Source organism: Hydrogenophilus thermoluteolus, from assembly GCF_003574215.1.
Lineage (GTDB): Bacteria > Pseudomonadota > Gammaproteobacteria > Burkholderiales > Rhodocyclaceae > Hydrogenophilus > Hydrogenophilus thermoluteolus.
Map to the genome: position 1 here is coordinate 421,304 of NZ_AP018558.1, position 22,081 is coordinate 443,384.

Sequence of the window (22,081 nt, forward strand, 5' to 3'; positions counted from 1 at the left end):
ATCGCGAATCATGCGCATGGAGTTGCTATGAACAATTTACTCGCCAACCTCTTTCGGCAAAGCGTCGACAACCCCACGGAGTTCGACGCGATCACGATCGGTCTTGCGTCGCCGGAGAAGATCCGCAGCTGGTCTTACGGCGAAGTGAAAAAACCGGAGACGATCAACTATCGGACGTTCAAACCGGAGCGCGATGGTCTTTTTTGTGCCAAGATCTTCGGCCCGGTCAAAGACTACGAGTGCCTCTGCGGCAAATACAAGCGGCTGAAATATCGGGGCGTGATCTGCGAAAAGTGCGGCGTCGAGGTGACCGTCTCCCGTGTTCGCCGCGAACGGATGGGGCACATCGAGCTCGCAGCGCCGGTATCGCACATCTGGTTCTTGAAGAGCTTGCCGAGCCGGCTTGGGCTCGTGCTCGATATGACGCTGCGCGACATCGAGCGGGTGCTCTACTACGAAGCCTACGTCGTGATCGACCCAGGGCTTACCCCGCTCCAGCGCGGGCAGATCATGTCGGAAGAGAGCTACCACCAGGCGTTCGAAGAGTACGCGGGGGACTTCCACGCGATGATGGGGGCCGAAGGGATCCGCGAACTCCTGCGCACCCTCGACCTCAAGCGCGAAATCGAAAAACTGCGGGGCGAACTCGAAACCACCGGGTCGGACGCCAAGATCAAGAAGATCAGTAAGCGCCTGAAAGTGCTCGAAGCCTTCTACCGCTCCGGAATGAAGCCGGAGTGGATGATCATGGACGTGATCCCGGTGCTGCCGCCCGATCTGCGTCCGCTCGTACCGCTCGACGGAGGGCGCTTCGCTACCTCCGACCTCAACGACCTCTACCGTCGGGTGATCAACCGCAACAACCGTTTGCGGCGGCTGCTTGAGCTCAAAGCGCCGGAAATCATCGTCCGTAACGAAAAACGGATGTTGCAAGAGGCGGTCGATTCGCTCTTTGACAACGGGCGCCGCGGCAAGGCGATGACCGGTCCCAACAAGCGGCCGCTGAAATCGCTCGCTGACATGATCAAAGGGAAAGGCGGTCGATTCCGTCAAAATCTCCTTGGAAAGCGGGTCGACTACTCGGGCCGTTCGGTGATCGTGGTGGGGCCGCAATTGAAGCTCCATCAGTGCGGATTGCCGAAACTGATGGCGCTCGAACTCTTCAAGCCGTTCATCTACCACAAACTCGAAACGCTCGGTTACTGCACCACCATCAAGCAAGCGAAGAAGATGGTGGAAAACCAAGAGCCGGTGGTGTGGGACATCCTCGAAGAGGTGATCCACGAACATCCGGTGCTTCTCAACCGCGCACCGACGTTGCACCGCTTGGGGATCCAGGCGTTCGAACCGGTCCTGATCGAAGGCAAAGCGATTCAGCTCCACCCGCTCGTCTGTACCGCGTTCAACGCCGACTTCGACGGTGACCAGATGGCGGTGCACGTGCCGCTTTCGCTCGAAGCGCAGGTCGAAGCGCGCACGTTGATGATGAGCTCGAACAACATCCTCTCGCCCGCGAACGGGGACCCGATCATCGTGCCGTCGCAGGACATCGTCTTGGGGCTCTACTACGCTACTCGCGAAGCGGTCGGCGCCAAGGGCGAAGGGATGATCTTTGCCGACGTCGCCGAAGCACGGCGCGCCTGGGAGCAGGGCATTGCAAGCCTCCATGCTCGCGTCACGGTGCGCATCACCGAATACGAATTCGACGAAAACGGTGAGCCGACCATCGCGAAGACCACACGACGGGAAACGACCGTCGGGCGGGCGATCCTCTCGGAGATCTTGCCGAAAGGCTTGCCGTTCGAACTGATCGACCGGCCGCTGAAGAAAAAAGCGATCTCGCAGCTCATCAACCAGTCCTACCGCAAGTGTGGGCTCAAAGCCACCGTGATCTTCGCCGACCAGTTGATGAACTGGGGTTACAAGCTCTCCACGCGCGGCGGACTTTCGATTGCGGTCAAAGACATGCTGATCCCACCGCAGAAAGAGGCGATCATCGCCCAAGCGGAAGAAGAGGTCAAAGAGATCGCGCAACAGTACGCCTCCGGTCTCGTCACCGCCACCGAGCGCTACAACAAGGTGGTCGATATCTGGGGACGGGCATCGGACCAAGTGGCGAAAGCGCTGATGGACCAATTGTCCAAAGAGCGCGTCACGCTGCCCAACGGCGAAGTGGTCGAGCAAGAGTCGTTCAACTCGATCTACATGATGGCGGACTCTGGCGCACGGGGTTCGGCGGCGCAGATCCGCCAGCTCGCCGGGATGCGGGGGTTGATGGCGAAGCCCGATGGCTCGATCATCGAGACGCCGATTACCACCAACTTCCGCGAAGGGCTGAACGTCCTGCAGTACTTCATTTCGACCCACGGGGCGCGGAAAGGGCTTGCCGACACCGCGTTGAAGACCGCAAACTCGGGTTACCTGACCCGCCGTTTGGTTGACGTCACACAAGACCTGGTGATCACCGAAAGCGACTGCGGCACCAGTAACGGCTTCTATATGAAAGCGCTCATCGAGGGCGGTGAGGTGATCGAAGCGCTGCGTGATCGGATCCTCGGTCGCGTGGTCGCCGAAGATGTCGTCGACCCCGATACGCGGGAAACACTCATCCCGGCGGGAACGCTGCTCGATGAACCCCTGGTCGAACTCATCGACGAGAAAGGGGTGGACGAAGTCAAGGTGCGCAGCCCCTTGACCTGTGAAACGCACTATGGCGTCTGTGCGAAGTGCTACGGTCGCGACCTGGCGCGCGGCGGCCTCGTGAACGTCGGCGAGGCGATCGGGGTGATCGCCGCGCAGTCGATCGGTGAGCCGGGGACGCAGCTCACCATGCGGACCTTCCACGTTGGGGGTGCTGCATCGCGGGCGGTCGCGCAGAGCGGGATCGAAGCGAAGGTTGGCGGTACGATCCGCTTTTCCCCCAACATGCGGTTCATCACCCGGTCGGACGGCGAGAAGATCGTCACCGCGCGGGCTGCTGAGGTCCAAGTGGTCGACGAGTCGGGGCGCGAACGCGAACGGCACAAAGTTCCCTATGGTGCGATTCTGCACGTCGACGAAGGGCAGCAGGTCGCAGCGGGGGTCAAATTGGCCAGCTGGGATCCGCATACCCGTCCGATCATCAGCGAATATGGCGGTACCGTGCGCTTCGACAACGTCGTCGAGGGGGTGACCGTCGCGAAGCAGGTCGACGAAATCACCGGGCTCTCCACGCTCGTGGTGATCGACGCGAAGCAGCGCGGCGCGTCGAAGGTGGGGCGTCCGTCGGTCCATCTGATCGGTCCAGACGGCGACTCGGTGAAGATTCCCGGGACCGAAACGCCGTTCCTCATCACCTTCCCGGTTGGCGCAATCATTACTGTGCGCGAAGGGCAAGAGGTGGCAGCAGGCGACGTCCTGGCACGGATACCGCAAGAATCGGCGAAGACCCGCGACATCACGGGGGGGCTGCCTCGGGTTGCCGAGCTCTTCGAAGCGCGCGAACCCAAAGATGCCGGGATGCTCGCAGAGGTCACCGGCACGGTTTCGTTCGGTAAAGAGACCAAAGGCAAACACCGCTTGATCCTGACCGAACCCGACGGGACGACGCACGAATTCCTGATCCCGAAAGAGAAGCACCTCTTGGTGCACGACGGGCAGGTCGTGAACCGCGGCGAACTGATCGTTGATGGGCCGGTGAACCCACACGATATCCTGCGCTTGCAGGGGATCGAAGCGCTCGCGCGCTACATCATCGACGAAGTGCAGGACGTCTATCGCCTCCAGGGGGTTCGGATCAACGACAAGCACATCGAAGTGGTCGTGCGGCAGATGCTGCGTCGCGTGGTGATTACCGACCCCGGTGACTCGCGTTTCCTTCCCGAGGAGCAGGTCGAGCGTGCCGAGGTGTTGATCGAGAATGCGCGCCTCGAGAAAGAGGGGAAAGTCCCGGCGAAATACGAGAACCTGCTGCTTGGGATCACCAAGGCGTCGCTCTCCACCGACTCCTTCATCTCCGCGGCATCGTTCCAGGAGACCACCCGGGTGCTCACCGAAGCGGCGATCATGGGCAAGCGCGACGAGTTGCGTGGCCTCAAAGAGAACGTGATCGTTGGCCGCCTCATCCCGGCGGGGACGGGGTTGGCGCATCACCGCGCGCGACGGCGCCGCAGTCGCATCGAGCAAGCGGAAGAGACTTGGAATGCAATCACCTCCGATGCGTCGTAAGGGAAACGTCCTGCGCTTGACGCGCAGGACTTTACAAGGTATGATTGCGCGTTTTATTGTCGGGCCAATCGTAGTCTGACTCGGATCTATTGGAGAACAGAAGATGCCAACCATCAACCAGTTGGTGCGTCGTCCGCGGAAAACGGCGCCCGAAAAGAGCAAAGTGCCGGCGTTGCAGGGATGTCCGCAAAAACGAGGCGTGTGTACGCGCGTCTATACCACGACGCCGAAAAAGCCGAACTCGGCCCTTCGTAAGGTCGCGAAAGTGCGTTTGACCAACGGTTACGAGGTGATTTCGTACATCGGCGGCGAAGGGCACAATCTGCAAGAACACTCGGTGGTGCTGATTCGTGGCGGCCGGGTGAAAGACCTGCCGGGTGTGCGTTACCACATCGTGCGCGGTTCGCTCGACTTGCAAGGGGTCAAGGACCGTAAGCAAGGGCGTTCCAAGTACGGGGCGAAGCGTCCGAAGCCGGGCGCCGCTGCGGGCAAGAAATAACCATTTTTGAAGGGAAACGGATATGCCGCGTCGTCGCGAAGTACCCAAGCGTGAGATTTTGCCGGATCCGAAGTTCGGCAACGTCAATGTCTCGAAGTTCGTCAATGTGATCATGGTCTCCGGCAAGAAGTCGGTGGCCGAGCGTATCGTCTATGGCGCTTTCGAGATCATCGCCAGCAAGACCAACAAAGATCCGCTCGAAGTCTTTTCGGCGGCGATCGAAAACGCCAAGCCGCTTGTCGAAGTGAAGTCGCGCCGGGTTGGCGGGGCGAACTATCAAGTTCCGGTCGAAGTGCGCCCGTCGCGCCAGCTGGCATTGTCGATGCGTTGGTTGCGGGAAGCGGCGCGCAAGCGGTCGGAAAAGACGATGGCGCAGCGTTTGGCGGCCGAATTGATGGAAGCGGCGGAAGGGCGCGGCGGCGCGATGAAGAAGCGCGACGAAGTGCATCGTATGGCCGAGGCCAACAAGGCGTTTGCCCATTTCCGCTTCTGATTGTCGATAAGATTACGTAAGCCCTCGGGTGAGGGCTTGAGTTGTTGTTCGTTCAAAGGATAGAACCGTGGCACGGAAAACGCCCATCGAACGCTACCGGAATATCGGGATCTCGGCGCACATCGACGCCGGGAAAACCACGACGACCGAGCGAATTCTCTTTTATACCGGCGTGAACCACAAGATCGGTGAGGTTCACGACGGTGCTGCAACGATGGACTGGATGGAGCAGGAACAAGAGCGCGGGATCACGATCACCTCGGCGGCAACGACCTGCTTCTGGCGCGGGATGGACATGCAATTCCCGGAATACCGGTTCAACATCATCGATACCCCGGGGCACGTCGATTTCACGATCGAAGTCGAGCGCTCGATGCGCGTGCTCGACGGTGCGTGTATGGTTTACTGTGCGGTCGGTGGCGTGCAGCCGCAGTCGGAAACGGTATGGCGGCAGGCGGAAAAATACCGTGTGCCTCGTCTCGCGTTCGTCAACAAGATGGACCGGCAAGGAGCCAACTTCTTCCGTGTCTATGAGCAGATGCGGGAGCGGCTCAAAGCCAACCCGATACCTATCGTCATTCCGATCGGTGCCGAAGAGAACTTCGTCGGGGTCGTCGACCTCATCAAGATGAAAGCAATTCACTGGGATGAGGCGTCGCAAGGGACGAAGTTCGAGTATTACGATATCCCAGCTGAGTTGCGCGACCAAGCCGAAGAGTGGCGGGAAAAGATGATCGAAGCCGCCGCCGAAGCGAACGAAGAGTTGATGAACGCGTACCTCGAAAACGGGACGCTGAGTGAGGAGCAGATCGTCGCTGGGTTGCGTCAGCGGACCATTGCGTGCGAAATCCAACCGATGCTCTGCGGCTCTGCGTTCAAGAACAAAGGCGTTCAGCGCATGCTCGACGCCGTGGTCGAATTTCTCCCCTCTCCGGTGGATATCCCGCCGGTGCAAGGGACCGACCTGGACGGCAATCCGGCTGAGCGTCGCGCCAGTGACGATGAGAAATTCTGTGCGCTCGCGTTCAAATTGATGACCGACCCCTACGTCGGGCAGCTCACCTTCTTGCGCGTCTATTCGGGGGTTTTGAGCTCCGGCGATACGGTCCTCAACTCGAACAAAAACAAAAAAGAGCGCATCGGTCGCCTCTTGCAAATGCACGCGAACAACCGAAATGAGATCAAAGAGGTGCGTGCGGGCGACATTGCGGCCGCAGTCGGGCTCAAAGAGGTGATCACTGGGGAAACCCTGTGCGATCCGGCCGCGCCGATCAAGCTGGAATCGATGCAGTTCCCTGAGCCGGTGATTCACGTCGCGGTCGAACCCAAATCGAAGGCCGACCAAGAAAAAATGGGGATCGCACTGCAGCGCCTTGCGATGGAAGACCCGTCGTTCCGAGTGCGTACCGATGAAGAGTCGGGGCAGACGATCATCTCCGGGATGGGCGAGCTCCACCTCGAGATCATCGTCGACCGGATGCGCCGTGAGTTCAACGTCGAAGCGAACGTCGGTGCGCCGCAAGTAGCGTATCGTGAAGCGATTCGCAAGACGGTCGAGCAAGAGGGCAAATTCGTCAAGCAGACCGGTGGGCGCGGTCAGTACGGTCACGTCTGGATTCGCCTCGAACCGAACGAACCCGGCAAAGGGTACGAATTCATCGACGCGATCAAAGGCGGTGTGGTGCCGCGTGAATACATCCCGGCGGTCGACAAAGGGATCCAGGAGGCGATGCAATCGGGCGTACTTGCGGGGTACCCGGTCGTCGACTTCAAAGTGACCCTCTTCGACGGTTCGTACCACGAGGTGGACTCGAACGAAAACGCGTTCCGGATGGCAGCGTCCATCGCATTCAAAGAGGCGATGAAGAAGGCCGATCCGGTGTTGCTCGAGCCGATGATGGCGGTCGAAGTCGAAACACCGGAAGAGTTCATGGGTAACGTGATGGGTGACCTTTCGGCACGCCGGGGCATCGTCCAAGGGATGGACGATTTGCCGGGTGGGATGAAGGTGATCCGCGCCGAGGTGCCGCTTGCCGAAATGTTCGGCTACGCAACGCAACTGCGGTCGCTCACCCAAGGTCGTGCTACCTACTCGATGGAGTTCAAGCATTACGCTGAAGCACCGCGTAACGTTGCCGAAGCGGTGATCAATGCGCGCAAATGATCGATGGTGACCATCTTTTGAAGGAGTGAAACGAAATGGCCAAGGCAAAATTCGAGCGGACGAAGCCGCACGTCAATGTGGGGACGATTGGGCACGTGGACCACGGCAAGACGACGCTGACGGCGGCGATCACCACGGTGCTGGCGAAGCACTTTGGTGGTGAAGCGAAGAAATACGACGACATCGACGCGGCGCCGGAAGAAAAAGCGCGTGGGATCACGATCAACACCGCGCACGTCGAATACGAAACCGCGAACCGTCACTACGCGCACGTCGACTGCCCGGGGCACGCCGACTACGTCAAGAACATGATCACGGGTGCGGCGCAGATGGACGGCGCGATTCTCGTGGTCTCGGCTGCTGACGGCCCGATGCCGCAAACGCGCGAACACATCCTGTTGGCGCGTCAGGTCGGTGTACCCTACATCATCGTCTTCCTCAACAAATGCGACATGGTGGACGACCCGGAACTTCTCGAACTCGTCGAAATGGAAGTTCGGGACCTGCTCAATCAGTACGGCTTTCCGGGTGACGACACCCCGATCATCAAAGGCTCGGCGCTCAAAGCGCTCGAAGGCGACCAGAGCGAAATCGGCGAGCCGGCGATCCTCAAACTGGCTGAGACGCTCGACAGCTACATCCCGACGCCGGAGCGCGACATCGACAAACCGTTCCTGCTCCCGATCGAAGACGTCTTCTCGATCTCGGGTCGCGGAACCGTCGTGACCGGCCGTGTCGAACGCGGCACCGTCAAAGTCGGCGACGAAGTCGAAATCGTCGGCCTGCGTCCGACGCAAAAGACCACCGTCACGGGCGTCGAAATGTTCCGCAAACTGCTCGACGAAGGGCGTGCGGGTGACAACGTCGGGGTGCTGCTGCGCGGAACCAAACGCGAAGAAGTCGAACGGGGTCAAGTGCTCGCCAAACCGGGCACCATCACCCCGCACACCCACTTCGAATGCGAAGTGTACGTGCTCACCAAAGAAGAAGGGGGCCGTCACACCCCGTTCTTCTCCAACTACCGTCCGCAGTTCTACTTCCGTACCACCGACGTCACGGGGTCGATCGAACTGCCGGAAGGGGTGGAAATGGTGATGCCGGGTGACAACGTCAAACTCACGGTGAAACTCATTGCACCGATCGCGATGGAAGAAGGTCTGCGCTTTGCGATCCGCGAAGGCGGCCGTACCGTGGGTGCCGGCGTCGTCTCCAAAATCATCGAGTGATCGATTTGTGATATGATTCGTGCCCTCGCATCTGCGAGGGCCTTTCTTTTGTTCTTTGAGGATATCGAGATGAAAACGCAAAAGATCCGGATTCGCCTCAAGGCGTTCGATTACCGGTTGATCGACCTTTCCGCGGCGCAAATCGTCGATGCGGTCAAGCGCACGGGCGCGGTCGTTCGTGGTCCCGTTCCGCTGCCAACCAAAATCGAACGCTACAACGTGTTGCGCTCTCCGCACGTCAATAAAAAGTCGATGGATCAGTTCGAGATTCGTACCCACCATCGCTTGCTCGATATCGTAGACCCAACGGACAAGACCGTCGACGCGCTTTCGAAGCTCGACCTTCCTGCCGGGGTTGACGTCGATATCAAATTGCTCTAAGCATAACCATTTTTGTGCTACAATGCTGCGTTCATCCGACGCAGCTTTTGTGTTTTGGTAACCTCCGGTCAATCGTAACCGGAATAGGAGATAAAAATGAGTCTTGGCCTTGTTGCACGCAAGGTCGGCATGACCCGCATTTTTACCGAGGACGGGCAGAGTATTCCCGTAACGGTATTGGCGGCTGCCGGCAATCGCGTTGTTCAGATCAAGTCTCCCGAAACCGACGGCTATGCAGCCGTGCAAGTGGGTTTCGGGGAGCGTCGCCCCATTCGGGTCACGAAACCGCTCGCAGGTCATTTTGCCAAGGCGGGTGTCACTCCGGCTAAGGTACTCCGCGAATTTCGTGTCGACCCGGCTGAACTCGAGCAGTTCAAGCCCGGTGACACCCTTTCGGTCGAACGCTTCCAGGTCGGGCAAAAGGTCGATGTTACCGGCCGCTCGATCGGGAAAGGGTTTGCAGGTGCGATCAAGCGACACAACTTCAGTTCGAACCGCGCGTCGCACGGCAACTCGATTACCACCAATGCACCGGGTTCGATCGGTATGGCGCAAGACCCGGGTCGCGTCTTCCCGGGTAAGCGGATGGCGGGGCATCTGGGTGACGAAACCGTCACGGTGCAAAACCTGGAAGTGGTGCGGGTCGATGCCGAGCGTCAACTCATCTGGGTCAAGGGGGCGGTCCCTGGCGCGAAAGGTCGCGAGGTGATCGTTCGTCCCGCAGTGAAGGCCAAAGGCTAAGCGAGGCGACGATGGAATTGAAACTACTCGATACGAATGGTCAAGAGGCAGGCGCAGTGACCGTCTCGGACCAGCTTTTTGGTCGCGAATTCAACGAGCCGCTCGTCCATCAGGTCGTGGTGGCGTACATGGCCAATGCGCGTCGGGGCACGCGGGCGCAAAAAGACCGTTCGCAAGTGAAACACTCCACACGCAAGCCCTGGCGGCAAAAGGGTACCGGCCGTGCGCGTGCCGGGATGACCTCGAGCCCGTTGTGGCGTGGAGGTGGGAAGGTTTTCCCGAGTACTCCGGACGAAAATTTTTCTCATAAAGTCAACCGGAAGATGTACCGCGCTGCGATGGCGTCGATTTTGTCGGAATTGGCGCGCCAGGGGCGGCTTGCGGTTGTCGATGGTTTCGATGTCTCGGCTCCGAAGACCAAGCTGGTCGTCGAAAAGCTCAGGGCGATGGGGGTCTATGATCGCAATGTCCTCCTTGTCACCGAACAGCTCAGCGAAAACCTGCTGTTGGGTAGCCGTAATTTGAAGAACGTGTTGGCGCTGGAAGCGCACGAGGTCGATCCGGTCGCGCTGGTTCATTTCGACTTGGTGTTGGTGACCAAGGGCGCCCTCGAAAAATTCCAGGAGATGTGGCAATGAGTGCGCTCAAGGAACGCCATTATCAGGTACTGCTGGCACCGGTGATTTCCGAAAAATCGACGATGCTGGCTGAGACGCGCAATACCGTCGTCTTTCGGGTAGCGCCTGATGCAGAAAAGCACGAAATCAAAGCGGCTGTGGAAGGCCTCTTCAACGTTCGGGTGCAAGGGGTGCGCGTCGTCAATGTGAAAGGCAAGGTGAAGCGTTTCGGCCGTTTTGCTGGTCGCCGCGCCAATGTTCGTAAGGCTTACGTGACGCTCGAGCCCGGTCAAGAGCTCGATTTCGTCATGGGTGGGAGTGCGTAATCATGCCGATCGTCAAGCTGAAACCAACCTCTCCGGGTCGGCGCCACGTCGTCAAAGTGGTCCATCCGCATCTGCACAAAGGTGAGCCGTACGCACCGCTCGTCGAAGCACAAACACGCAAAGCGGGCCGCAACAATGTCGGTCGCATCACCACCCGGCACAAAGGGGGTGGTCACAAACGCCATTATCGGATCATCGATTTCCGTCGCAATAAAGACGGCATTCCTGCCAAAGTCGAACGGATCGAATACGATCCCAACCGTACGGCGCACATTGCACTGATTTGTTACACCGACGGCGAACGTCGCTACATTCTCGCCCCCAAGGGACTCGAAGCGGGGATGGTGGTCGAAAGTGGCCCGCAGGCCCCGATTCGTGTCGGAAATGCGCTCCCGTTGCGTTCGATCCCAGTTGGGACCACGATTCACAACATCGAACTTCAGCCCGGTAAGGGTGGGCAGTTGGCCCGCGCTGCGGGCGCTTCCGCGATGCTGGTCGGTCGCGACGGTGGCTATGCTCAGATCCGCCTCCGTTCCGGTGAAGTGCGTCGCGTCCCGATGGAGTGCCGTGCCACGATCGGCGAGGTCTCCAACAGTGAGCACAACCTGGAGAAACTGGGCAAAGCCGGGGCCTCGCGCTGGCGCGGGATCCGTCCGACCGTCCGTGGTGTTGCGATGAACCCGATCGATCACCCGCATGGTGGTGGTGAAGGCCGTACGGGTACGGGTGGGCCTCCCGTCAGCCCATGGGGTTGGCAGACCAAAGGGTATCGGACGCGTAAGAACAAGCGTACGGACGGCATGATCATTCAAAGCCGTCATAAACGGTAAGGGGTAAGCAATGGCACGTTCAGTGAAGAAAGGGCCTTTCGTCGACGCCCACCTCCTCAAAAAGGTCGAGGCGGCGCGCGCGAAAAGCGACAAGCGGCCGATCAAAACCTGGTCGCGTCGCTCGACGATCCTGCCGGAATTCATCGGGTTGACCTTTGCGGTGCATAACGGTCGGCAACACGTTCCGGTTTTCGTCACCGAAGCGATGGTCGGCCACAAGTTGGGTGAATTCTCCTTCACCCGTACCTTCAAAGGGCACGCAGCCGGTAAGAAGGCGAAACGGTAAGGAGCGAAGCGATGAAAACCACACGAGCAGTGATTCGCGGCGTGCGCCTTTCGCCACAAAAAGGCCGCCTGGTTGCCGACGTGATTCGCGGCAAGCCCGTTGCCGAGGCGCTCAACATCCTCGAGTTCATGCCTCAGAAAGGGGCGAAGATCATCAAAAAAGCGTTGCTTTCGGCGATTGCCAACGCCGAGCACAACGATGGCGCCGACATCGACGCCCTCAAAGTGGTCCGCATCCACGTCGAGAAAGGCTTTGTGTTGAAGCGCTTCGCTGCGCGCGCCAAAGGGCGCGGGACTCGGATCTTGAAGCCGACGTCGCATATCTATGTGACCGTGGGCGAGTAAGGAGAAGCATCGATGGGACAGAAGATTCATCCAACCGGCTTTCGCCTCGCGGTCACGCGCGATTGGGTCTCGCGTTGGTATGCGCCGAGTAAAGCGTTTGCACCGACGCTCCAAGCCGACGTCGCGCTGCGCCGCTATCTCAAAGAGCGTCTCAAGCATGCGGCAGTGAGCCGGATCGTGATCGAGCGCCCGGCCAAAGCGGCAAAAATCACGATTCATACCGCTCGCCCAGGGGTTGTGATCGGCAAGAAAGGCGAGGACATCGAAAAGCTGCGTCAAGAGGTTTCCGAACGCTTGGGTATTCCTGCCCAGGTCTCGATCGAAGAGGTGCGCAAGCCGGAACTCGACGCGCAATTGGTCGCCGAGTCGATCGCCAATCAGCTCGAAAAGAGGATCCAGTTCCGCCGAGCGATGAAGCGCGCGATGCAAAGCGCGATGCGCTTGGGCGCCAAGGGGATCAAGGTGATGACCTCGGGGCGACTGAACGGGGCGGAGATTGCCCGTTCGGAATGGTATCGCGAGGGTCGTGTGCCGCTGCACACGTTGCGCGCCGACATCGATTACGGATTTGCGGAAGCGCGTACCACCTATGGGGTGATTGGCGTCAAGGTATGGATTTACAAAGGGGACGTGCTCAATCGTAACCAGTCGCCCGTTGCGGCGTCCTCTGAAGAACCGCGCAAATCGCGCCGTGCTACACGGGAAAACACGCGTCGTGCTCGGGCTGGCCGCGCGTCGGCAAAATCGGGAGTGAACCATGCTGCAACCGAAACGAACTAAGTATCGTAAGGTCCAGAAAGGGCGCAACAAAGGGATCGCTACGCGCGGGACCGAGGTCTCGTTCGGAGAGTTCGGTTTGAAAGCCGTTGGGCGTGGTCGCCTTACGGCACGTCAGATCGAAGCGGCACGTCGCGCGATGACCCGCCACATCAAACGGGGTGGTCGCATCTGGATCCGAGTCTTTCCGGACAAGCCAATCACGCAAAAACCGGCAGAGGTTCGGATGGGTAGCGGTAAAGGGAACCCCGAGTATTGGGTTGCGGAGATCCAACCGGGCAAAGTCCTCTATGAGATGGCCGGGGTCAGTGAAGAGTTGGCGCGTGAAGCGTTTCGCCTTGCCGCAGCGAAGTTGCCGTTCCGGACGATCGTCGTAACCCGACGGTTGGGGAGCTAAACATGAAAGCAAAGGATTTGAGAGAGAAATCGGTAGCCGAATTGAAAGAGGAGTTGCTGTCGTTGCGTAAAGCGCAATTCTCTTTGCGGATGCAGCTTGCAACACAGCAGCTCAGCAATACGGCGCAGATGCGCGCAGTGAAACGGGATATCGCGCGCGTCAAAACCGTGCTGGCAGAGAAAGGGGTACGGACATGACCGGGAATCAAGGGGAAAAAAACCGTCGCCGGTTGCAAGGGAAGGTGATTTCCACGGCCAGGCAGAAGACGGTGACGGTGTTGGTCGAACGCCGTGAAGCGCACCCGCTCTATGGCAAATATGTGACCAAATCGCGCAAGTTTCACGCCCATTGTGAAGATCCCAACGTGGCGCTGAACGATGTCGTCGAAATCGTCGAATCGCGCCCAATCTCCAAAACCAAGAGTTGGGTTGTTTCGCGAATCGTCACGAAAGCGGGTTTGGTGTAAGGTCTTGGCAAAATTCCGCAGCGACAGTATAATTGATGATTCTGGTTGTGCGCCCCGCGTGAGCGGGGCGTCTTGTTCCCAGTCCAATACTGTCCGCATTGCGGTATAAGTTGGAGTCAAAGATGATTCAAATGCAGACCCTTCTCGAGGTCGCCGACAACAGTGGCGCGCGCAAGGTGATGTGCATCAAGGTTTTGGGTGGTTCGAAGCGCCGCTATGCCAACGTGGGCGACATTATCAAAGTCTCGGTCAAAGACGCGGCGCCACGTGGTCGTGTGAAAAAAGGCGACGTGTATAACGCTGTGGTCGTGCGCACGGCAAAAGGGGTTCGCCGTCCGGACGGTTCGCTCGTCAAGTTCGACGAAAACGCAGCTGTGCTCCTGAACAATAAATTGGAGCCGATCGGAACGCGTATCTTCGGCCCGGTGACGCGTGAATTGCGTACCGAGCAGTTCATGAAAATCGTTTCGTTGGCTCCCGAAGTGATCTGAGGTGTGCCATGCAGAAGATTCGGAAAGGTGACGAAGTCATCGTCATCGCAGGAAAAGACAAGGGACGCCGTGGCGTGGTCCAGAAGCGCGTCGGTGCAGACCGTGTCGTCGTCGCAGGCATCAATGTCGTCAAAAAACATGTGCGCCCAAATCCGTTGAAAGGTGAGCCGGGCGGGATCGTACCGAAAGAGATGCCCATCCATATCTCGAACGTGATGCTGTTCAATCCCAAAACTCAGAAAGGGGATCGGGTTGGCATCAAGATTCTGGAAGATGGTCGTAAGGTGCGGTTTTTCAAGAGCACCGGTGACCTGGTAGAAGCGTGAGGACACGACGATGGCACGGTTGTTGAAGCAATATCAAGAAGAGGTGGTTCCCGCGCTGATGGCCCGCTTTGGCTATCGCTCGGTGATGGAGGTGCCGCGCATCGTGAAGATCACCCTCAATATGGGGGTAGGTGAAGCGGTTGCCGACAAGAAGGTGCTCGAAAACGCGATGAACGATCTGGCGAAGATCGCCGGGCAAAAGCCGGTGATCACGCGGGCGCGGAAGTCCGTGGCTGGCTTCAAGATTCGCGAAGGCTATCCCATTGGCTGTAAGGTCACCTTGCGCGGTGTGCGCGCGTACGAATTCCTGGATCGGCTGATTACGATCGCGCTCCCGCGCGTACGCGACTTCCGCGGAGTCGGCGGCAAAGGGTTCGACGGTCGTGGCAATTTCAACCTTGGGGTTCGTGAGCAGATCATTTTCCCTGAAATCGAATACGACAAGGTGGACGCCGTTCGTGGTCTGAACATCACGATCACGACGACCGCAAAGACCGATGAAGAGGGCCGGGCGCTTTTGGAAGCGTTCCGTTTCCCGTTCCGGACGTAAGGGTACGAGTATGGCTAAGAAATCGATGATCAACCGCGAAAAGAAGCGGGAAGCGCTGGTGGCGAAATACGCGAAGAAGCGCGCGGAATTGTTGGCGATCATTAACGATCAGTCATTGCCCCTCGAGGAGCGTATGGCTGCGCGTCTGAAGTTGCAGCAGTTGCCGCGTAACGCCAGTCCGGTACGTTTGCGCAATCGTTGTGCGTTGACGGGTCGCCCGCGTGGGACGTTCCGTAAATTCGGGTTGTGCCGTAATCAGTTGCGTGAACTGGCGTTCACGGGTCAGATTCCGGGCATGACCAAGTCGAGCTGGTAAGGAGAGCGCGATGAGTATGACCGATCCCATCGCCGATATGCTGACGCGTATCCGCAATGCGCAAATGGTGCAAAAAAGTCATGTCGAAGTGCCGCATTCCAAATTGAAAGAGGCGGTGGCGAAGGTGTTGCACGACGAAGGCTATATCGCTGGATACGAAGTCCTGCGCAATGGTCCGAAAGCAACCTTGAAAGTGGCGCTGAAGTACTATGCAGGCCGCCCGGTGATCGATCGCATCGAGCGCGTTTCCCGCCCCGGTTTGCGGATCTATCGCGGCGCCGATGAATTGCCGAAGGTTCAGAATGGCTTGGGTATCGCGATCGTTTCGACGCCCAAGGGCGTGATGAGCGACCGTGAAGCACGCAAAGCGCGCGTTGGCGGTGAAGTGCTCTGCATCGTCGCTTAACGGGGGAAGAGAAGATGTCTCGAATCGCGAAACAACCGGTCGTATTGCCCAAAGGTGTGGAAGTCACCGTGAGCGGTGACCTGGTGCGGGCCAAAGGTCCTCTGGGGCAACTGGAGATGAAAGTGCATCCTGCGGTGGCGATCGAAGTCGCCGACGGGGTTGCGCGGGTGCAGCCGAAAACCGATGTCGTTCGCAGCGCCATGTACGCAGGGACGATGCGTGCGCTTCTGGCCAATATGGTCAAAGGGGTTTCTGAAGGCTTCGAACGCCGTTTGCAACTCGTCGGGGTTGGGTACCGAGCACAAGCGCAAGGCAAACAGATCCAATTGTCGCTCGGGTTTTCTCATCCTGTGATCCACGCTTTGCCCGACGGGGTCAAGGCTGAGACGCCTTCACAAACGGAAATCGTCCTCAAAGGGATCGACAAGCAGTTGGTGGGTCAGGAAGCGGCCAAAATCCGTGCTTACCGTCCGCCAGAGCCCTATAAGGGCAAAGGGGTTCGCTATGCTGGCGAACAGGTGATCCTGAAAGAGACGAAGAAGAAATAAGGTGGTTAGACCATGAACAAGAGACTTGCACGTTTGCGCCGCGCCCGCAAAACCCGGGCCAAAATTGCGCAACTGAAGAAAATTCGTCTGGTAGTCTATCGCTCCAACGCGCACATGTATGCCCAGATCACCACGCCGGATGGAGCGAAGGTGCTCGCTGCCGCTTCGACGCTCTCGAAAGCGCTGCGTGAACAAGTAAAGAACGGCGGGAACGTCGCAGCCGCTGCATTGGTCGGCAAAGCGATTGCTGAAAAAGCCAAGGCGCTCGGTATCGAAGAGGTGGCTTTCGACCGTTCCGGGTATTTGTACCATGGGCGTGTCAAAGCGCTGGCCGAAGCCGCCCGCGAGGCCGGCCTGAAATTCTGACGGGGTGAAGCGATGAGCAGAAAAGCGAACAAAGGGCGCGATTACGAAGCGCAGGAAGAGTTGATCGAAAAGTTGGTCGCGGTCAATCGCGTCAGTAAGACCGTGAAAGGTGGGCGGATTTTGAGCTTTGCCGCACTCACGGTCGTCGGGGATGGCGATGGCCGTGTTGCGATCGGCAAAGGTAAAGCGCGCGAAGTTCCGGTGGCGGTCCAGAAAGCCATGCAGTACGCGCGCCGCAACCTGGTCGAAATTCCGCTGCGCAATGGCACCCTTCAGCACGAAATCATCGGAAAGCATGGCGCGAGCCGCGTGATCATGAAGCCGGCCCCTGCCGGTACCGGGATCATTGCGGGGGGTGCGATGCGTCTGTTGTTCGAAGCCCTTGGTGTCAAAGACGTCATTTGTAAGTCCTTGGGCTCGCGCAATCCGCACAACGTGCTGCGCGCCGCGATGAAGGGGCTCACCCGGATGCAAACACCGGCCGAAATTGCCGCGAAACGCGGGAAGTCGGTCGAAGAGATCCTGGAGTAAGCAAAATGAGCGCACAAACGATCCGCGTGACACTGGTCCGCTCCTTGATTGGCACGCGCCAGGACCACCGGGCAACCGTCCGGGGTTTGGGGTTGCGCCGCCTGAACCATACCGTTGAGTTACCCGATACGCCGCAGGTGCGGGGCATGATCCGCAAAGTAGGCTATCTATTGAAAGTCGAGGGGTAAGTGATGCGCTTGAATCAACTTCAACCCGCAGAAGGGGCCAAAAAACCGCGCCGTCGCGTTGGCCGCGGTATCGGTTCCGGTTTGGGGAAAACCTGTGGCCGCGGTCACAAAGGGCAAAAGTCTCGGGCTGGCGGTTTTCATAAAGTCGGTTTCGAAGGCGGGCAAATGCCATTGCAGCGGCGCTTGCCCAAGCGAGGCTTCACGTCTCCCAACAAAGGGCTCGTCCATGAACTGCGCTTGAACGACCTCGAGCGTCTGCCTGTCGATGAGATCGATTTGATCGTCCTGAAACAGGCCGGCCTCTTGCCAAACAACGCGATCGGCGCCAAGGTGATCGCATCGGGTTCGCTTTCCCGCCGCGTCGTGCTGCGCGGGATCAAGGCGACGCGTGGTGCGCGCGCAGCGATCGAGGCTGCGGGCGGTTCGGTCGAAACGGAGTGATCCCGCTGTGGCGACGATGACCGCCCCTGGCTTCGCGCTCGGTAAATTCGCCGACTTGAAACGGCGCCTGTGGTTTCTCGTCGGCGCGTTGATCGTATACCGGATCGGCGCGCATATTCCCGTTCCGGGGATCGACCCGGTGCAGCTCGCGAAGCTCTTCGAAACGCAACAAGGCGGGATCTTGGGGGTGCTCAACCTCTTTTCCGGTGGAGCACTCTCGCGTTTCACGATCTTTGCTCTTGGTGTGATGCCGTACATTTCGGCGTCGATCGTAATGCAGTTGATGACTTATGCATTCCCGCCCCTCGAGCAACTGCGCAAGGAAGGGGAAGCCGGGCGGCGCAAAATCGCGCAATACACGCGTTACGGTACCGTCGCTTTGGCCTTCGTGCAGTCGCTGGGGATTGCTGTGGCGCTGGAGAACCAGCCCGGATTGGTCCTCGAGCCCGGGTTCATCTTCCGGATGACGACGGTGGTTACCCTCGTCACGGGTACGATGTTCCTGATGTGGCTGGGCGAGCAAATTACCGAGCGCGGTATCGGTAACGGGATTTCGCTGATCATTTTTGCCGGTATCGTGGCGGGCTTGCCGACTGCGCTTGCGGGTACGTTTGAGCTTGTCTCGACGGGGTCGCTGCATCCCTTGGCAGCACTGCTTATCGTCATGCTCGTGATCGCCGTCACGGCGTTCGTGGTCTTCGTTGAGAAAGCGCTGCGCAAGATCCCCATTACCTACGCGAAGCGGCAAGTGGGAAATCGCCTCTATGGCGGTCAAAGCTCGCATTTGCCATTGAAGCTCAATATGGCTGGGGTGATTCCGCCGATCTTTGCGTCGTCGATCATTCTTTTTCCTGCGACTGCGGCGCAATGGTTCGGCGCATCAGAATCTCTCGAATGGCTGCGCAATATGGCCGCGGCGCTTTCGCCTGGGCAGCCCATCTATATCTTGCTCTATGCGCTTGCGATCATTTTCTTTGCTTTCTTCTATACCGCGTTGGTCTTCAACGCGAAAGAGACTGCGGAAAACCTCAAGAAAAGCGGCGCGTTCGTTCCTGGGATTCGCCCGGGTGATCAGACCGCACGGTATCTCGATCGGGTACTGACGCGATTGACGCTGGCCGGTGCGCTTTACGTGACATTGGTCTGTCTGATTCCTGAATTCCTCATTTTGGAGTGGAACGTTCCCTTCTATTTCGGTGGGACGTCGCTCCTGATCATCGTCGTCGTGACGATGGATCTGATGAATCAGGTGCAATCGCACATCATGTCCCATCAGTACGAGAGCCTCCTGAAAAAAGCGAACTTGCGCAGCGGTCGGACGAGGGGTTGACGCGATGGCCAAAGAAGATGTGATCGAGATGCAGGGAGAAGTGATCGAGAATCTGCCGAACACGACGTTTCGGGTTCGGTTGGAGAACGGTCACGAAATTTTGGGTTATATCTCCGGCAAGATGCGGATGAACTACATCCGGATTTTGCCCGGTGACAAGGTGACGGTGCAATTGACGCCCTACGATCTCACGCGCGGGCGGATCGTCTTTCGCAGCAAATAATTTTGGAGAGAAACGATGCGAGTACAACCTTCTGTCAAGCGGATCTGTCGCCACTGCCGGATCATCCGCCGCCATGGGGTCGTGCGGGTGATCTGTAAAGAGGCACGGCACAAACAGCGCCAAGGTTGATCCTGGTGCATCTTTCCGCTAGAATTGCATGTTTTTCATTGGGGTGAGTGGATATGGCCCGAATTGCTGGGGTAAACGTACCCAACCATAAACACGCCGAGATTGCGCTGACCCACATCTTCGGGATCGGTCGTTCGCGCGCGCGCAAAATTTGTGACGCGGCGGGAGTCTCACGGCAAGCGAAGATCAAAGATCTCACGGACGCCGAAATCGAGCGCTTGCGCGAAGAGGTGGCTAAGTATAAGGTCGAAGGGGATCTGCGCCGCGAAATCACGATGAACATCAAGCGGCTGATGGACCTCGGGTGCTACCGTGGGATGCGCCATCGTCGCGGTCTGCCGGTTCGTGGTCAACGGACGCGGACCAATGCCAGGACGCGTAAGGGGCCGCGCAAGACGATCGCGGGCAAGAAGAAGTAATGTGAGGGTCAAGTAGCATGGCGAAGAGTGGAGTCAAGGCGCGTCGTCGCGTCAAAAAGAACGTTTCCGACGGGATTGCCCATATTCAGGCAACCTTCAACAATACCATCGTAACCATCACCGACCGGCAAGGGAACGCGCTGGCGTGGGCTTCCGCAGGCTCCTCTGGGTTCAAGGGGTCGCGCAAGAGCACGCCTTTCGCAGCGCAGGTTGCTGCCGACGCTGCCGGAAAAGCTGCGATGGAGTGTGGTATCAAAAATCTGGAAGTCCGCGTGCAAGGGCCGGGACCGGGGCGCGAATCGACCATTCGTGCCCTTGCTGCGTTGGGTATCAAAATCACCGGGATCGCCGACGTGACGCCGATTCCGCACAATGGATGCCGTCCGCCCAAGAAACGTCGGGTTTGATGAGGAGAATGATCAGTGGCACGTAATCGTGATCCAAAATGCCGTCAGTGTCGGCGTGAAGGTGAAAAACTCTTCCTGAAAGGGGAGAAGTGTTTCACCGACAAATGTGCGTTCGAGCGCCGTTCCTATGCGCCTGGTCAACACGGGCAGAACTCGGGGCGTCGTCTCTCGGGTTACGGTCAGCAGTTGCGCGCGAAGCAAAAAATCCGTCGGATCTATGGCGTACTGGAAAACCAATTCCGGCGGATTTATGCAGAAGCCGAACGGCGCAAAGGGCAAACCGGTGAAAACCTGTTGCAACTGCTCGAAGGTCGCCTTGATTCGGTCGCCTACCGCATGGGGTTCGGTGCCTCTCGCGCCGAAGCGCGGCAACTGGTGCGTCACAATGGGGTATTGGTCAACGGCAAACGCGTGAATATCCCCTCCTATCTCGTACGCCCCGGTGACGTGATCGAACTCACCGAGCGTGCCCGCAAGCAGCTGCGCGTGCAAGCGGCGCTCAAAAGCGCGCAAGAGCGCGGTTTCCCTGAGTGGGTCGAGGTCAACGTCGAGGAAGGCAAAGGGGTCTTCAAGGCCTATCCGATGCGTTCGGAACTTTCGCCGACGCTCAACGAGCAGGTGGTGGTCGAGCTCTATTCGCGTTAACCTGACGAGAGGACAGCGCAATGCCGTTTGAATCTTATTTGACCCCGCGTTCGGTTCAGATCGAGATGCTGTCGCCGGTGACGACACGCATCACGTTGGAACCGTTCGAGCGCGGTTTTGGCCATACGCTGGGAAATGCGCTGCGCCGTGTTCTGCTCTCTTCTCTGCGCGGTTTTGCGCCGACCGAGGTGCGCATCACGGGTGTCCTCCATGAGTACAGCGCGCTCGAAGGTGTGCGTGAGGACGTCGTCGATCTGTTGCTCAACCTCAAAGGGGTGGTTTTTTGCCTTCACGACCGGGACGAAGCGATCGTCCGTTTGGAAGTGGTTGGCCCCGCAGTGGTGAAAGCAGGCGACTTTGCGTTGCCCCATGGCGTCGAGGTGATCAATGAAGAGCATGTGATCGCCCACGTCGAAGAAGGGGGGCGCCTGGAAATGGAAGTGGTCGTCGAGGCGGGCCGTGGGTACGTACCGTCAAGCAGCCGTGACAGTAAGGTGATCGGCGGTATTGCGATGGATGCTTCCTTTTCGCCGGTGCGCCGTGTCGCGTACGCGGTGGAAAGTGCCCGTGTCGAGCAGCGCACCGACCTGGATCGCCTGGTGCTGGAGGTCGAAACCAACGGTGCGGTCGATGGGGTCGAGTTGGTGCGTCAAGCCGCGAAGGTATTGATCGAGCAATTCCAGGTTTTTGCCAACCTCGAGGGACAAGAAGAAGCGGCAGCAGCGGAAGCGGAAGCGACGATCGATCCGATTTTGCTCCGTCCGATCGACGAGCTCGAACTGACCGTGCGTTCTGCCAATTGCCTCAAAGCCGAAAACATCTACTATGTGGGTGACTTGATCCAGAAGACGGAGCAAGAGCTGCTCAAGACCCCCAATTTGGGTCGGAAGTCGCTCAACGAAATCAAATCGGTACTTGCGGCGCACGGGCTCTCCTTGGGGATGAAGCTGGACAATTGGCCGCCTGCTGGGCTTGTGCGTGCGGATGCCGACAAACAGAAGGAAGTGTGATC

Annotated in this window: 33 protein-coding genes; all 33 read left to right on the forward strand. The window is 58.6% G+C overall.

Features of this window, described 5'->3' with window-relative positions; translation table 11 throughout:
• The first annotated feature begins 27 nt into the window (after positions 1–27).
• On the forward strand, positions 28–4,206 hold the full coding sequence (gene rpoC / locus HPTL_RS01980) for a DNA-directed RNA polymerase subunit beta' (protein ID WP_119334472.1): 4,179 nt from the start codon (positions 28–30) through the stop codon (positions 4,204–4,206).
• A gap of 103 nt (positions 4,207–4,309) precedes the next feature.
• Positions 4,310–4,705: a 30S ribosomal protein S12 gene (rpsL, locus tag HPTL_RS01985; RefSeq protein ID WP_119334473.1), complete on the forward strand. Its 396-nt coding sequence runs from the start codon at positions 4,310–4,312 to the stop codon at positions 4,703–4,705.
• A 22-nt stretch (positions 4,706–4,727) separates the two neighbouring features.
• A complete protein-coding gene (rpsG, locus tag HPTL_RS01990; protein ID WP_119334474.1) occupies positions 4,728–5,198 on the forward strand; it encodes a 30S ribosomal protein S7 in 471 nt (156 codons plus the stop codon).
• A 67-nt stretch (positions 5,199–5,265) separates the two neighbouring features.
• A complete protein-coding gene (fusA, locus tag HPTL_RS01995) occupies positions 5,266–7,362 on the forward strand; it encodes an elongation factor G (RefSeq protein WP_119334475.1) in 2,097 nt (698 codons plus the stop codon).
• 35 nt (positions 7,363–7,397) lie between these two features.
• A complete protein-coding gene (gene tuf, locus HPTL_RS02000; RefSeq protein ID WP_119334476.1) occupies positions 7,398–8,588 on the forward strand; it encodes an elongation factor Tu in 1,191 nt (396 codons plus the stop codon).
• 69 nt (positions 8,589–8,657) lie between these two features.
• Positions 8,658–8,969, forward strand: a complete 312-nt coding sequence (gene rpsJ / locus HPTL_RS02005; protein ID WP_119336029.1) for a 30S ribosomal protein S10 — start codon at positions 8,658–8,660, stop codon at positions 8,967–8,969.
• A 96-nt stretch (positions 8,970–9,065) separates the two neighbouring features.
• The gene (rplC, locus tag HPTL_RS02010; RefSeq protein WP_119334477.1) at positions 9,066–9,710 is read left to right on the forward strand and encodes a 50S ribosomal protein L3; all 645 of its coding nucleotides are present in this window, start codon (positions 9,066–9,068) and stop codon (positions 9,708–9,710) included.
• An 11-nt stretch (positions 9,711–9,721) separates the two neighbouring features.
• A complete protein-coding gene (gene rplD / locus HPTL_RS02015) occupies positions 9,722–10,348 on the forward strand; it encodes a 50S ribosomal protein L4 (protein ID WP_119334478.1) in 627 nt (208 codons plus the stop codon).
• Positions 10,345–10,653, forward strand: coding sequence for a 50S ribosomal protein L23 (gene rplW, locus HPTL_RS02020; RefSeq protein WP_119334479.1), 309 nt, complete (start codon positions 10,345–10,347; stop codon positions 10,651–10,653). The genes rplD and rplW overlap by 4 nt, the downstream gene beginning before the upstream one ends.
• Positions 10,654–10,655: 2 nt before the next feature.
• A complete protein-coding gene (gene rplB / locus HPTL_RS02025; RefSeq protein WP_119334480.1) occupies positions 10,656–11,483 on the forward strand; it encodes a 50S ribosomal protein L2 in 828 nt (275 codons plus the stop codon).
• Between the two features lie 10 nt (positions 11,484–11,493).
• On the forward strand, positions 11,494–11,769 hold the full coding sequence (gene rpsS, locus HPTL_RS02030; protein ID WP_119334481.1) for a 30S ribosomal protein S19: 276 nt from the start codon (positions 11,494–11,496) through the stop codon (positions 11,767–11,769).
• 11 nt (positions 11,770–11,780) lie between these two features.
• Entirely contained in the window at positions 11,781–12,113 is a 333-nt protein-coding gene (rplV, locus tag HPTL_RS02035) for a 50S ribosomal protein L22 (protein WP_119334482.1), read from the forward strand.
• A gap of 12 nt (positions 12,114–12,125) precedes the next feature.
• Positions 12,126–12,893 carry a 30S ribosomal protein S3 gene (rpsC, locus tag HPTL_RS02040; RefSeq protein ID WP_119334483.1) on the forward strand — a complete coding sequence of 256 codons (768 nt, stop codon included), beginning with the start codon at positions 12,126–12,128 and terminating at the stop codon, positions 12,891–12,893.
• Positions 12,871–13,287, forward strand: coding sequence for a 50S ribosomal protein L16 (rplP, locus tag HPTL_RS02045; protein ID WP_119334484.1), 417 nt, complete (start codon positions 12,871–12,873; stop codon positions 13,285–13,287). Before rpsC ends, rplP begins: the two co-directional genes overlap by 23 nt.
• A gap of 2 nt (positions 13,288–13,289) precedes the next feature.
• Positions 13,290–13,484 (forward strand): 50S ribosomal protein L29, encoded by a 195-nt coding sequence (gene rpmC, locus HPTL_RS02050; RefSeq protein WP_119334485.1) that lies wholly within the window; start codon positions 13,290–13,292, stop codon positions 13,482–13,484.
• The gene (gene rpsQ, locus HPTL_RS02055; protein WP_119334486.1) at positions 13,481–13,753 is read left to right on the forward strand and encodes a 30S ribosomal protein S17; all 273 of its coding nucleotides are present in this window, start codon (positions 13,481–13,483) and stop codon (positions 13,751–13,753) included. The genes rpmC and rpsQ overlap by 4 nt, the downstream gene beginning before the upstream one ends.
• Positions 13,754–13,875: 122 nt before the next feature.
• The gene (rplN, locus tag HPTL_RS02060; RefSeq protein ID WP_119334487.1) at positions 13,876–14,244 is read left to right on the forward strand and encodes a 50S ribosomal protein L14; all 369 of its coding nucleotides are present in this window, start codon (positions 13,876–13,878) and stop codon (positions 14,242–14,244) included.
• Between the two features lie 8 nt (positions 14,245–14,252).
• Positions 14,253–14,570 (forward strand): 50S ribosomal protein L24, encoded by a 318-nt coding sequence (rplX, locus tag HPTL_RS02065; RefSeq protein ID WP_119334488.1) that lies wholly within the window; start codon positions 14,253–14,255, stop codon positions 14,568–14,570.
• A gap of 10 nt (positions 14,571–14,580) precedes the next feature.
• Complete coding sequence (gene rplE / locus HPTL_RS02070; RefSeq protein ID WP_119334489.1) at positions 14,581–15,120, forward strand: 50S ribosomal protein L5; 540 nt, start codon at positions 14,581–14,583, stop codon at positions 15,118–15,120.
• 10 nt (positions 15,121–15,130) lie between these two features.
• Positions 15,131–15,436: a 30S ribosomal protein S14 gene (rpsN, locus tag HPTL_RS02075; RefSeq protein ID WP_119334490.1), complete on the forward strand. Its 306-nt coding sequence runs from the start codon at positions 15,131–15,133 to the stop codon at positions 15,434–15,436.
• Positions 15,437–15,446: 10 nt separating this feature from the next.
• The gene (rpsH, locus tag HPTL_RS02080; RefSeq protein WP_119334491.1) at positions 15,447–15,842 is read left to right on the forward strand and encodes a 30S ribosomal protein S8; all 396 of its coding nucleotides are present in this window, start codon (positions 15,447–15,449) and stop codon (positions 15,840–15,842) included.
• Between the two features lie 14 nt (positions 15,843–15,856).
• The gene (gene rplF, locus HPTL_RS02085) at positions 15,857–16,390 is read left to right on the forward strand and encodes a 50S ribosomal protein L6 (RefSeq protein ID WP_119334492.1); all 534 of its coding nucleotides are present in this window, start codon (positions 15,857–15,859) and stop codon (positions 16,388–16,390) included.
• A gap of 12 nt (positions 16,391–16,402) precedes the next feature.
• A complete protein-coding gene (gene rplR, locus HPTL_RS02090; protein ID WP_119334493.1) occupies positions 16,403–16,756 on the forward strand; it encodes a 50S ribosomal protein L18 in 354 nt (117 codons plus the stop codon).
• A gap of 12 nt (positions 16,757–16,768) precedes the next feature.
• On the forward strand, positions 16,769–17,287 hold the full coding sequence (gene rpsE, locus HPTL_RS02095; protein WP_119334494.1) for a 30S ribosomal protein S5: 519 nt from the start codon (positions 16,769–16,771) through the stop codon (positions 17,285–17,287).
• Between the two features lie 5 nt (positions 17,288–17,292).
• Positions 17,293–17,475, forward strand: a complete 183-nt coding sequence (gene rpmD / locus HPTL_RS02100; RefSeq protein ID WP_119334495.1) for a 50S ribosomal protein L30 — start codon at positions 17,293–17,295, stop codon at positions 17,473–17,475.
• Positions 17,476–17,478: 3 nt separating this feature from the next.
• A complete protein-coding gene (rplO, locus tag HPTL_RS02105) occupies positions 17,479–17,916 on the forward strand; it encodes a 50S ribosomal protein L15 (RefSeq protein ID WP_119334496.1) in 438 nt (145 codons plus the stop codon).
• 16 nt (positions 17,917–17,932) lie between these two features.
• The gene (gene secY, locus HPTL_RS02110; protein ID WP_119336030.1) at positions 17,933–19,246 is read left to right on the forward strand and encodes a preprotein translocase subunit SecY; all 1,314 of its coding nucleotides are present in this window, start codon (positions 17,933–17,935) and stop codon (positions 19,244–19,246) included.
• Positions 19,247–19,250: 4 nt separating this feature from the next.
• A complete protein-coding gene (gene infA, locus HPTL_RS02115; protein WP_119334497.1) occupies positions 19,251–19,469 on the forward strand; it encodes a translation initiation factor IF-1 in 219 nt (72 codons plus the stop codon).
• Positions 19,470–19,484: 15 nt separating this feature from the next.
• The gene (gene rpmJ / locus HPTL_RS02120; protein ID WP_119334498.1) at positions 19,485–19,598 is read left to right on the forward strand and encodes a 50S ribosomal protein L36; all 114 of its coding nucleotides are present in this window, start codon (positions 19,485–19,487) and stop codon (positions 19,596–19,598) included.
• A gap of 53 nt (positions 19,599–19,651) precedes the next feature.
• Complete coding sequence (gene rpsM, locus HPTL_RS02125; protein ID WP_119334499.1) at positions 19,652–20,017, forward strand: 30S ribosomal protein S13; 366 nt, start codon at positions 19,652–19,654, stop codon at positions 20,015–20,017.
• A gap of 17 nt (positions 20,018–20,034) precedes the next feature.
• Positions 20,035–20,424, forward strand: coding sequence for a 30S ribosomal protein S11 (rpsK, locus tag HPTL_RS02130; RefSeq protein ID WP_119334500.1), 390 nt, complete (start codon positions 20,035–20,037; stop codon positions 20,422–20,424).
• 15 nt (positions 20,425–20,439) lie between these two features.
• Positions 20,440–21,069 (forward strand): 30S ribosomal protein S4, encoded by a 630-nt coding sequence (gene rpsD / locus HPTL_RS02135; protein ID WP_119334501.1) that lies wholly within the window; start codon positions 20,440–20,442, stop codon positions 21,067–21,069.
• A gap of 20 nt (positions 21,070–21,089) precedes the next feature.
• Positions 21,090–22,079 carry a DNA-directed RNA polymerase subunit alpha gene (locus HPTL_RS02140; RefSeq protein WP_119334502.1) on the forward strand — a complete coding sequence of 330 codons (990 nt, stop codon included), beginning with the start codon at positions 21,090–21,092 and terminating at the stop codon, positions 22,077–22,079.
• The last annotated feature ends 2 nt before the right edge of the window (positions 22,080–22,081 follow it).

Bases quoted from the DNA above. Each gene is read 5' to 3' on its own strand.
- rpoC (WP_119334472.1), top strand. From the start codon at position 28: ATGAACAATTTACTCGCCAACCTCTTTCGGCAAAGCGTCGACAACCCC.
- rpsL (WP_119334473.1), top strand. From the start codon at position 4,310: ATGCCAACCATCAACCAGTTGGTGCGTCGTCCGCGGAAAACGGCGCCC.
- rpsG (WP_119334474.1), top strand. From the start codon at position 4,728: ATGCCGCGTCGTCGCGAAGTACCCAAGCGTGAGATTTTGCCGGATCCG.
- tuf (WP_119334476.1), top strand. From the start codon at position 7,398: ATGGCCAAGGCAAAATTCGAGCGGACGAAGCCGCACGTCAATGTGGGG.
- rpsJ (WP_119336029.1), top strand. From the start codon at position 8,658: ATGAAAACGCAAAAGATCCGGATTCGCCTCAAGGCGTTCGATTACCGG.
- rplC (WP_119334477.1), top strand. From the start codon at position 9,066: ATGAGTCTTGGCCTTGTTGCACGCAAGGTCGGCATGACCCGCATTTTT.
- rplD (WP_119334478.1), top strand. From the start codon at position 9,722: ATGGAATTGAAACTACTCGATACGAATGGTCAAGAGGCAGGCGCAGTG.
- rplW (WP_119334479.1), top strand. From the start codon at position 10,345: ATGAGTGCGCTCAAGGAACGCCATTATCAGGTACTGCTGGCACCGGTG.
- rplB (WP_119334480.1), top strand. From the start codon at position 10,656: ATGCCGATCGTCAAGCTGAAACCAACCTCTCCGGGTCGGCGCCACGTC.
- rpsS (WP_119334481.1), top strand. From the start codon at position 11,494: ATGGCACGTTCAGTGAAGAAAGGGCCTTTCGTCGACGCCCACCTCCTC.
- rplV (WP_119334482.1), top strand. From the start codon at position 11,781: ATGAAAACCACACGAGCAGTGATTCGCGGCGTGCGCCTTTCGCCACAA.
- rpsC (WP_119334483.1), top strand. From the start codon at position 12,126: ATGGGACAGAAGATTCATCCAACCGGCTTTCGCCTCGCGGTCACGCGC.
- rplP (WP_119334484.1), top strand. From the start codon at position 12,871: ATGCTGCAACCGAAACGAACTAAGTATCGTAAGGTCCAGAAAGGGCGC.
- rpmC (WP_119334485.1), top strand. From the start codon at position 13,290: ATGAAAGCAAAGGATTTGAGAGAGAAATCGGTAGCCGAATTGAAAGAG.
- rpsQ (WP_119334486.1), top strand. From the start codon at position 13,481: ATGACCGGGAATCAAGGGGAAAAAAACCGTCGCCGGTTGCAAGGGAAG.
- rplN (WP_119334487.1), top strand. From the start codon at position 13,876: ATGATTCAAATGCAGACCCTTCTCGAGGTCGCCGACAACAGTGGCGCG.
- rplX (WP_119334488.1), top strand. From the start codon at position 14,253: ATGCAGAAGATTCGGAAAGGTGACGAAGTCATCGTCATCGCAGGAAAA.
- rplE (WP_119334489.1), top strand. From the start codon at position 14,581: ATGGCACGGTTGTTGAAGCAATATCAAGAAGAGGTGGTTCCCGCGCTG.
- rpsN (WP_119334490.1), top strand. From the start codon at position 15,131: ATGGCTAAGAAATCGATGATCAACCGCGAAAAGAAGCGGGAAGCGCTG.
- rpsH (WP_119334491.1), top strand. From the start codon at position 15,447: ATGAGTATGACCGATCCCATCGCCGATATGCTGACGCGTATCCGCAAT.
- rplF (WP_119334492.1), top strand. From the start codon at position 15,857: ATGTCTCGAATCGCGAAACAACCGGTCGTATTGCCCAAAGGTGTGGAA.
- rplR (WP_119334493.1), top strand. From the start codon at position 16,403: ATGAACAAGAGACTTGCACGTTTGCGCCGCGCCCGCAAAACCCGGGCC.
- rpsE (WP_119334494.1), top strand. From the start codon at position 16,769: ATGAGCAGAAAAGCGAACAAAGGGCGCGATTACGAAGCGCAGGAAGAG.
- rpmD (WP_119334495.1), top strand. From the start codon at position 17,293: ATGAGCGCACAAACGATCCGCGTGACACTGGTCCGCTCCTTGATTGGC.
- rplO (WP_119334496.1), top strand. From the start codon at position 17,479: ATGCGCTTGAATCAACTTCAACCCGCAGAAGGGGCCAAAAAACCGCGC.
- secY (WP_119336030.1), top strand. From the start codon at position 17,933: ATGACCGCCCCTGGCTTCGCGCTCGGTAAATTCGCCGACTTGAAACGG.
- infA (WP_119334497.1), top strand. From the start codon at position 19,251: ATGGCCAAAGAAGATGTGATCGAGATGCAGGGAGAAGTGATCGAGAAT.
- rpmJ (WP_119334498.1), top strand. From the start codon at position 19,485: ATGCGAGTACAACCTTCTGTCAAGCGGATCTGTCGCCACTGCCGGATC.
- rpsM (WP_119334499.1), top strand. From the start codon at position 19,652: ATGGCCCGAATTGCTGGGGTAAACGTACCCAACCATAAACACGCCGAG.
- rpsK (WP_119334500.1), top strand. From the start codon at position 20,035: ATGGCGAAGAGTGGAGTCAAGGCGCGTCGTCGCGTCAAAAAGAACGTT.
- HPTL_RS02140 (WP_119334502.1), top strand. From the start codon at position 21,090: ATGCCGTTTGAATCTTATTTGACCCCGCGTTCGGTTCAGATCGAGATG.